This window comes from Pseudoalteromonas sp. MMG010, from assembly GCF_018100905.1.
Lineage (GTDB): Bacteria > Pseudomonadota > Gammaproteobacteria > Enterobacterales > Alteromonadaceae > Pseudoalteromonas.
The window spans coordinates 653,539-661,916 of the sequence record NZ_JAGJEG010000001.1 but is presented as its reverse complement, the minus strand read 5'-3'; the positions used below and the strand labels follow the sequence as shown (position 1 = coordinate 661,916).

At 36.9% G+C, this 8,378-nt stretch carries 7 protein-coding genes and 1 rRNA gene; 6 read left to right on the top strand and 2 right to left on the bottom strand.

Annotated features, from left to right (window positions below; translation table 11 throughout):
- Positions 1–80: 80 nt before the first annotated feature.
- Together rrf and glsB are read left to right on the top strand one after the other, a co-directional pair.
- Positions 81–195 (top strand): 5S ribosomal RNA (gene rrf / locus J8L70_RS02990).
- Positions 196–1,326: 1,131 nt separating this feature from the next.
- Complete coding sequence (gene glsB / locus J8L70_RS02985; RefSeq protein ID WP_211053981.1) at positions 1,327–2,250, top strand: glutaminase B; 924 nt, start codon at positions 1,327–1,329, stop codon at positions 2,248–2,250.
- Between the two features lie 28 nt (positions 2,251–2,278).
- Here glsB and J8L70_RS02980 read toward each other — a convergent pair whose 3' ends face one another.
- Positions 2,279–3,583 (bottom strand): inosine/guanosine kinase, encoded by a 1,305-nt coding sequence (locus J8L70_RS02980; RefSeq protein WP_211053980.1) that lies wholly within the window; start codon positions 3,581–3,583, stop codon positions 2,279–2,281.
- Positions 3,584–3,759: 176 nt separating this feature from the next.
- On the opposite strand from J8L70_RS02980, the gene tadA reads away from it, so the two are divergent.
- Positions 3,760–4,254, top strand: coding sequence for a tRNA adenosine(34) deaminase TadA (gene tadA / locus J8L70_RS02975; RefSeq protein WP_211053979.1), 495 nt, complete (start codon positions 3,760–3,762; stop codon positions 4,252–4,254).
- Here the strand turns inward: tadA and J8L70_RS02970 are convergent.
- Positions 4,251–4,424, bottom strand: a complete 174-nt coding sequence (locus J8L70_RS02970; RefSeq protein WP_211053978.1) for a hypothetical protein — start codon at positions 4,422–4,424, stop codon at positions 4,251–4,253. The two genes, tadA and J8L70_RS02970, sit on opposite strands and share 4 nt — an antisense overlap.
- 488 nt (positions 4,425–4,912) lie before the next feature.
- On the opposite strand from J8L70_RS02970, the gene J8L70_RS02965 reads away from it, so the two are divergent.
- Genes J8L70_RS02965 through J8L70_RS02955 form a run of 3 tightly spaced genes read left to right on the top strand, consistent with a single transcriptional unit; the run spans position 4,913 to position 8,272 of the window.
- A complete protein-coding gene (locus tag J8L70_RS02965; RefSeq protein ID WP_211053977.1) occupies positions 4,913–5,779 on the top strand; it encodes an OmpA family protein in 867 nt (288 codons plus the stop codon).
- Position 5,780: 1 nt separating this feature from the next.
- Positions 5,781–7,106 (top strand): hypothetical protein, encoded by a 1,326-nt coding sequence (locus J8L70_RS02960; RefSeq protein ID WP_211053976.1) that lies wholly within the window; start codon positions 5,781–5,783, stop codon positions 7,104–7,106.
- Positions 7,103–8,272, top strand: coding sequence for a hypothetical protein (locus J8L70_RS02955; protein ID WP_211053975.1), 1,170 nt, complete (start codon positions 7,103–7,105; stop codon positions 8,270–8,272). Before J8L70_RS02960 ends, J8L70_RS02955 begins: the two co-directional genes overlap by 4 nt.
- The last annotated feature ends 106 nt before the right edge of the window (positions 8,273–8,378 follow it).

Genomic DNA, 8,378 nt, shown 5'->3' with positions numbered 1-8,378 from the left:
GTGAAAGTAGGACATTACCAGGCTTCAAATTCAGTCTTAGGACTTTAAATTAAAAAAATAAGAAAATTGTACAGAATTTTCTTGGTGACAATAGCGTTTTGGACCCACCTGACCCCATGCCGAACTCAGTAGTGAAACGAAACAGCGCCGATGATAGTGTAGCATTTGTTATGTGAAAGTAGGACATTACCAGGATCTAATTAAAGAAACCCGTTACAGCAATGTGACGGGTTTTTTGTTGTCTGACATATATACAATCCCACCCTGTACCTAATCAAGAAAATTCTGAATAACTAAAACAAAAGCCAATGCTGACAAAGAGAAGCAAATGAGGGTAAATGAGAAGCCAATAAACACGTTCTAGTCCCTAAATCACTACACTAAAGCGCAGCGTCTCCAAAGCGAAGCGCCTCTTTGTGCAAATAGTCACTTAATCACTAAAAACCAAAGACAAAAGCCCATTGCTCACAAAGAGAAGCAAATGAGGGTAAATGAGAAGCCAATAAACACGTTCTAGTCCCTAAATCACTACACTAAAGCGCAGCGTCTCCAAAGCGAAGCGCCTCTTTGTGAATAAATGTCTTAATCACTAAAAACCAAAGACAAAAGCCCACTGCTCACAAAGAGAAGAAAATGAGAGTAAATGAGAAGTGAAAAGACATTAAAAGTAATGGCTTAGTCACTCAATCACTAAATCACTTCTCTAAAGCGCAGCGTCTCCAAAGCGAAGCGCCTCTTTGTGAATAAATGTCTTAGTTACTTGAAACCAAAGACAAAAGCCCATTGCTCACAAAGAGAAGCAAATGAGGGTAAATGAGAAGTGAAAAAACATTAAAAGTAATGGCTTAGTCATTCAATCACTAAATCACTAGGTCACTACTCTAAAGCGCAGCGTCTCATGAGCGAAGCGCCTCTTTGTGCATAAATGTATTAATCACTAAAAGCCAAAAACAAAACCAATGCTCACAAAGAGAAGAAAATGAAGGTAAATGAGAAGTGAAAAAACATTAAAAATAATGATTTAGTCACTAGAACAGTTCTCTAAAGCGTAGCGTCTGATTAGCCTAGCCCTTTATAGGCGTTATTGTTTAACGCATTAGCCGATGATAAATATTTGCTATGTGGTTTTTTTATTGCTGTTTGGCATTTAATAAATAAAAATTAACTAGCTAAGAATATTATCTTATTTTTAGCATTATGATACTGCCTATTTTGATATCGTATAAATAGATTTATTCTCAATTTTAATTGTCGTTGTTTGTTCCTCTTTGAGGTTTTTCTTACCTAATATGTTAGTATTTGATTTTTGTTTTGATGGGGTTTCCGTTGTCTATAGCGCATTATCAACAAGTATTAAATGAAATTGCTATTGAGGTTCGCCCTCTATTAACTCAAGGTAAAGTAGCTGATTATATTCCAGCACTGGCGAGCATCGATCCAAATCAATTTTCAATTGCTATTTATACTACTGATGGTCAAACAGTATGTGCTGGCGACTGCTCTGAGCGCTTTACTATTCAGTCGGTATCTAAAGTAATGACCTTAACGCTGGCACTTCAACGCTATGGAGATGCACTTTGGGAGCGAGTGGGTAAAGAACCATCTGGCACGGCGTTTAATTCATTAACTCAGCTTGAGTTTGAAAAAGGCATACCACGAAATCCGTTTATTAATGCCGGGGCGATTGTTACTTGTGATGCATTATACGGTCGATTATCAGCACCACGTTATTTTATGCTAGATACATTTAGGAAGTTAGCGGGTAATCAATCGATTATTATCGATAAAGCAGTCGCTAATTCTGAGTACGAGTTTAAACATAGAAATGCAGCCATGGCTCATTTAATGAAGTCGTTTGATAATTTTAATAATGATGTAGATGATGTGCTTTGGAGTTATTTTAATTTTTGTGCCATTGAACTCAATTGTATTGAGCTTGCTAAGGCATATAACTTTTTAGCTAATAAAGGTGTTGATTGCAGTTCAGGTAAGCAAGTATTAACCAGTTTACAGAATAAGCAGCTGAATTCGTTATTATTTACAAGTGGATTATATGATGCGGCAGGTGACTTTGGTTACCGAGTGGGTATGCCGGGTAAGTCGGGTGTCTCTGGTGCAATCTTAGCTGTGCTGCCTAATAAATTTACTGTGGCTGTATATTCGCCAGGATTAAACGGATTTGGTAACTCTGTGGCAGGAATTACGGCGCTTGAGTTATTATCACATAAATTAGATATCTCGATTTTTTAGAGATATCTAATTTATTAAATTGTGATGTTTATTGTTCCCAATAAACTTGTTCTAGGCAATCTTCACGCTCAGGTAAGCCACGAGAAAGTCTAGGTGAATGCTGCACCAATACTTCATAACTGGCTCTATTTGCATACTTGCTTATTTGTGCAAGAGATGAGTAAGTAATGGCTTGTTGCTGATGTTTTGCTGAATTTGCTACATTTAATTTATGATAAACATTAGCTGATAAATCATGTAATACAGCTGCAAGTGCACAATCACCAGCACCATTGGTGTTTTTAATCGAGTCTGGGCCGCCCATAAATGGCGCAGTATGGCTATACGCTTTTATAGGCGTTGAGCAGTCTACTTTGCGCATTGCACGAGAAAACTCATAACGGTTAAAATCTGCAATTGCACCTGGCAATAAAGGGTATTCAGTGGCACGTTTAAAGCTATCATCTACGTAACCGGCCATAAACAGACCTTTTTCACCTGCGGTACAGATTACTAAGTCGACCCAATCAAGTGCTTTATCTGCAGCAAGAAGGGGATCTTCAAAACCTGTTATTGCTAGCCCTTCTTCTTCATTCATAGCGAGGATATCAACGTGTTTGTCAACAAACTCTCCCCACCATTTAGGGTCTTGCTCAATTAAAAACTTAGTACCGAGTGTTAATACAACGGGGACATTTGCATCGTTTGCGTATTTTACTGCTTGCATCGTTGCTTCAGTCATTGTTTCAGCACCTTGCGTACGCATTAAATAGGCGCTTATCACTAAAGCAGAAGAGTTTTCTATTAGCTCTTTATCAATCGATTCAGGCTTTAGGTGATTCATCAAACCAGCGCTTATAGCAAACGTACGTTCGCCGGTTTCATCTATTAAAGTAAAACAACGACCAATAGGGCCGTCAACCGGCTCTAAATAATCTAAATCTACACGGCTTGAGGTATTACATAAAAAGCGGTAGGCGTAACTACCAATTTTTATATTTTCACTCATTACACCTAAGAGCACTGAGCGATCATCTGCTAGTACTGAGTAGTTATGCATTGTGTTACCAATTGTGCCACCGGCAAATTCGTAATCGACCATATCGTTAAGCTTTAAACGTTCGTATAAAGCATTGGTGATATCACTGTCGATGACTTGTGACATGCCGCGACGAAGCTGAAATTCATCAAGGAAAGCTTGATCAACTTTTGCTTCTATATCAACAACGATCTGATCAATGCCTGTAATATAACTACGTTGTAGCCTATCAGAAGCGTTGAGTTGATTAGTAAGTGGATCTTTGGCTTCCACTGGAAAATAATGTTTATGCCTGCGGCGTCCAGGAAATTTCATTCGCTACCCGTGTTTGTGAGCTAAATAAAAAAAGCGTGAGATTATAGCGTGAATAGTCCCTCATGAGCTATGGCAAACCTTATTTTTTTGTCTTATTTTTGTCGTAATAGACGTTTTTTCGCTATTTCATCTATCAGCTTGGTATAATTTACAGATAATTTGTGCGAGGTAATGAAATGAACGAGCAATATGATGACAATTATTGGATGGCAAAAGCGCTTGAGTATGCAAAAAAAGCTGAAAACATAAACGAAATTCCAGTTGGGGCGATAATTGTAAAAGATAACCAATTAATTGCAGCTGGTTACAATCGTTCAATTACCGATAACGATCCCTCAGCACACGCTGAAATGATCGCTGTACGAGAAGCTGGGAAAGTGCTTAATAATTATCGATTAATTGATTGTACCTTGTATGTAACGTTAGAGCCTTGCTCTATGTGTGCGGGGTTATTAGTACATAGCAGAATAGAGCGTTTAGTTTTTGGGGCAAAAGATGCCAAAACAGGATCAGCGGGGTCGATTATGAATTTATTACAAGACCCTAGGTTAAATCATCAAGTGGAGGTAACCGGTGAGGTGCTAGCAGCGCAGTGCGGTGACATTATTTCACAATTTTTTAAGCGTCGAAGAGCGCAAATTAAAGCGTTAAAAAAAGCGGCTAAAAATTAATTTTTACTGTCTTGCTCAGGGATCACCACATCAACCATTTGTTGCATGGCAAACATTCGACGTCGCCAAATTATTTTTTTATGAATAGCTCGTAGCATCACTCGTCTACGAGTTGCTGTAGAATGGAGAACATTGCGTTTAAAACTTTGTGTGCGCCTGCGTTTTAGCATTTTTTATTCCTGTTAAATATATGACCACGATAAGCTCAAAACCCAAAGCTTTATAATGTTAGCAGATTAGAACTAATTCAATTTTAAGTAAACTAATTTCACTGATTGCTTTGGAAATTAACGTTTTTATACAAAGCGTTTTGTTGTATTTTGTAATACTAAATTAGTCATTTAAATTAATATTGCTTTTATGTGTATAATTATGTTTTACTTAATTTTTATGCGAATTTTATAGCAACATTTATTGCTTTAGTCATTTTTTAGTATTGGTTTTAAGTAAGTTTAATCGTTAAATATCTATATAGTTTTAATTTAATACTTTTGATGGAGTGAAAGTGAAAAGGCTTAAAAGTTTCAAGTGTATTTTTCTAGCGGCGAGTCTATCTACTGGTTTGGTAGGTTGCGCAATAACGGAAAAAGCAGCTCCAGCGAGCACTCCCATACAAAAAACAGTGGTATCCCAAAAGCCAGTTGTTACAAAACCTGTAGTGAATAAGCCTAAGCCCGTTCAATTCGAACACTCAAAAGAAATCACCGTACCGGCTTTAAAAAAAATTAATGATAATTTCAATACTGTGAGTGTGACCGAATACACTTTAAAACAGCATAAATTACATCAAATTAGCTTTAAAAATGCGGTGTTATTTCAATTTGATAAAGCGCAAATTACCCCTATAAATGTTGCTGAGTTAAAAGCCTTTGCACAAGCATATAAAAACGAAAATGTAGGTAGCCACCTTTATATTGTTGGACACACTGATAGTCGAGGAAGACAAATATATAATCAGTCATTGAGTGTGCGTAGATCGTTAGTTATTGCTTCTTTATTAGCAAATGAAGGGATACCTGATGATGCTTTAATGTTAGTTGCAGCCGGTGAATTATTACCTAAAGTAAGTAATAAAACTGAACTTGGGCGAGCAGAAAATCGTCGTGTAGAGATCCTCGCCGCAGATTCGAAAGAATTAGTTAAAGCATTTTTACGTGAAATAGATTGCAGTGATATCGACTCTGCATGCGAACGCGCTACTTTACCTATAATGGATTTAAAACTAAATAATAATCAGCTCGTTATTCGTAATGTTGAATTAGATTCAGTGATTACCTTAGCGCCAGAATTAAACAAATTAGATGAATTAGCTGATGACCTAGCGCAGTACTCGGCAGTCGACGTTGATAAGCGCTATTCACTAAGTACCGATAAGAGGCGTTTATCAAGTATTAAAGGGCTATCGCAGCGAAAAATATTATCTATACCGATAACAAAGCGAACAACAAGTTTCTTTAAACCTGAAGTACGTTCGCCATTAATTTTATCTGAAAAATATTACTATAAATTGGAGACTGAATTATAAAATGGATGAATTGAAAAACGATTTTAATAAGCTGTTAAACGACAGCCCAATAGATAATGCTAATCGCGTTCAGTCAAAAGAACATATTGAATTGATTGTTGCTGAAGATGTAAAAGAAGCACAAACAGGCCATATTAATACAGATAAAAACACGTTATCTTTTCGCATTAAAGACGCCACTATTTCAGCCATAAAAGATCGATTAGGGCGTTGGATTTCAGAGCGTAATGATGCGGTTTTACGGGCAAAAGCAAAGCATAGTGAATCAAGTGCCAGTGGCGTAGATCAAAAGTCACGCGAGCTACATCAAGAAGCCGAAGATGCTAAAGCTAAAGCACGCGATCAGTTTATGCAAAAAAATCATTACTCAGATAAGCGTCGTGAGTATGAGCAAACAAAACAGCGCTATGAAAATATGCAGGCTGAAATGGGGGGGAAACCACCGGTTCCAAAAAGAATGGTTTTGTATGTTATTTCTATTTTAGTGATTGGTTTTGTTGAATGGTTTATTAATTACTCCACATTTAATATTAAATATCCGCCAGGCTTAGCTGCTGGGGCGACAATGATAGTTGCATTATCAATTGCTTTTGCGAGTCATTTTCATGGAGCTCTAATCAAACAACGAGTTGCATTGTTTGCGCCGCATAGAACAGATACCGAAAAAAGGCATGTTCTCATCTATCAATCTTTCTTTAGTTTGTTACTGGTCTTTGCTCTTATTGTTGTGACTTATAACCGATATGATGTGCTATCAGAGCAGTTAGTAAATAGCGCTGGGGCAATGCTACCTTCTTTACCTGGTGATACCGCTGATTCAGCTAGCAGTGTGTGGGAAGAGTTAATGCCCTTTATTGTGATGAATCTATTAGTTTGGATTGTCGGTGTTGCGGTTAGTTTCTTTATTCACGATGCAAGACCTGATTATCAAGAAGCTAAAAATGACTATGAAAAAGCTAAAAAGGATTTCTTTAGTGTTGATAACGGCTTGAAAAAAGAAGTTGAAAGAATTGAAGCTGAATTTAAAGAGAAATTGACAGGCGTTAAAAATAAACAATCGTCGGCTTCTGCAATATCTAAAGAAATTGTTAGCTATTTAGAACGGTTACTAAAAAAAGAAGAGGCATTATTAACACAAGCATTATCGGCTATTAACGATGATGTACACCGCCATCAATCTTTATTAGTAACGGAAATAAAAAAGCAGAACCTTGAAGGTGTAGTGATTGGTCCTGAGCAACTATCAGTTGACCAATTTTTAAAAATGGATTTAAAACTGACTATGAACGAACTTCGCCAAAACTTGGCTTTGGAGCCAATACAATGAAAAAAGCACTTCTTTTTATTACCTCGTTAATGCTTTCTTTTGCAAGCTATGCTGATGGATTACTAAGAACCTCAGATCTAAAGCAATACTGTGCTCAAGAGGGAGTCAATCGTCAAACAATTGTTTACTTAGACCAATCTATTATCTCGAAAACAGACCCTAACTGGTATAAAGATATTTTAAATAAGACTCATTTTTTGCCAGGTGAAAGAGTTCAAGTGGTAACTATTAATGATGGTGGCTCTACTGTTGAGCTTGTATGGGATACTTGTTTCCCTTCATACACCAAAGCGGTTTACAAGCAAAAGAAAGCGCAAGAAGGTATGGCCGTTGTCTTTACTGGCGGAGTTGATGATCAGCTTAAAAATGACCAAAAGATATTTAATCAACGTATAAAGCAAGCACTTGCTCACCCGTTAGCAGGTAGCCGTCATGAAACTGCACCTCATTTTGAAGCGTCAAACTTTCCAAATAAAAAGCTAGTTGAAGCTTTTTATTATGATGCGAATAGAACGAGAATAGATAATGGTATTGCAAGAGTCATTGTTTTTTCAGATATGATAGAAAAATCAGATCTTGTTAATCATTCAAGCTTTAATGCGCTTGAAGCTGCGACGAGTGCGGCTGAACGTTTTCCGGTATTTTTCAATCATGCGTCATTCTTTGTCTATGGTATTAATTACAGTAACAATGAAACTAAATTAAACGAAAGCATGGAGAAGTTTTGGCGTAATTTTATGATTTATTCTGGAGCCGAAATTGCTCATTATGGTACTCAATTAGTACTACCATCAGATAACCAGTTATTTACCGCAAAAAGCTATAAAGGAAAATTAACACAATCAAATGGCAAAGAGTTAGCAACACAAATGCGTTTAGCTTACACCCCAGAGGGCGAGCTTAAATATAGTTGGTTAGCCATTGGTGATAAATATATGACTTTAAAAGGGACAATTAGTTGTAGTGGTAAAAACTGTAAGGTTGATGCACAAATTAAAGAGTCTTCATTTGATGGTTTTAAAGCGCGAGATGCATTGTTATTAAATGGTGATATGTCATCGCTGTCGGGTACGTTAGGTGCTAGAGATGACAGTGTAATAGATGAAACCGGTAAAGTGTATCGTTTCAACGTAAGCTATACACAAGAGGCTAGATTGGGGATGTAGTCTTCGCATAACCATTGGTAAATAAATATAATGCCAATCACATGTATGTGATTGGCATTTTTTATTTGTAGCAAAATTTAAATAACGTAACTGGGCAATTTAAAGC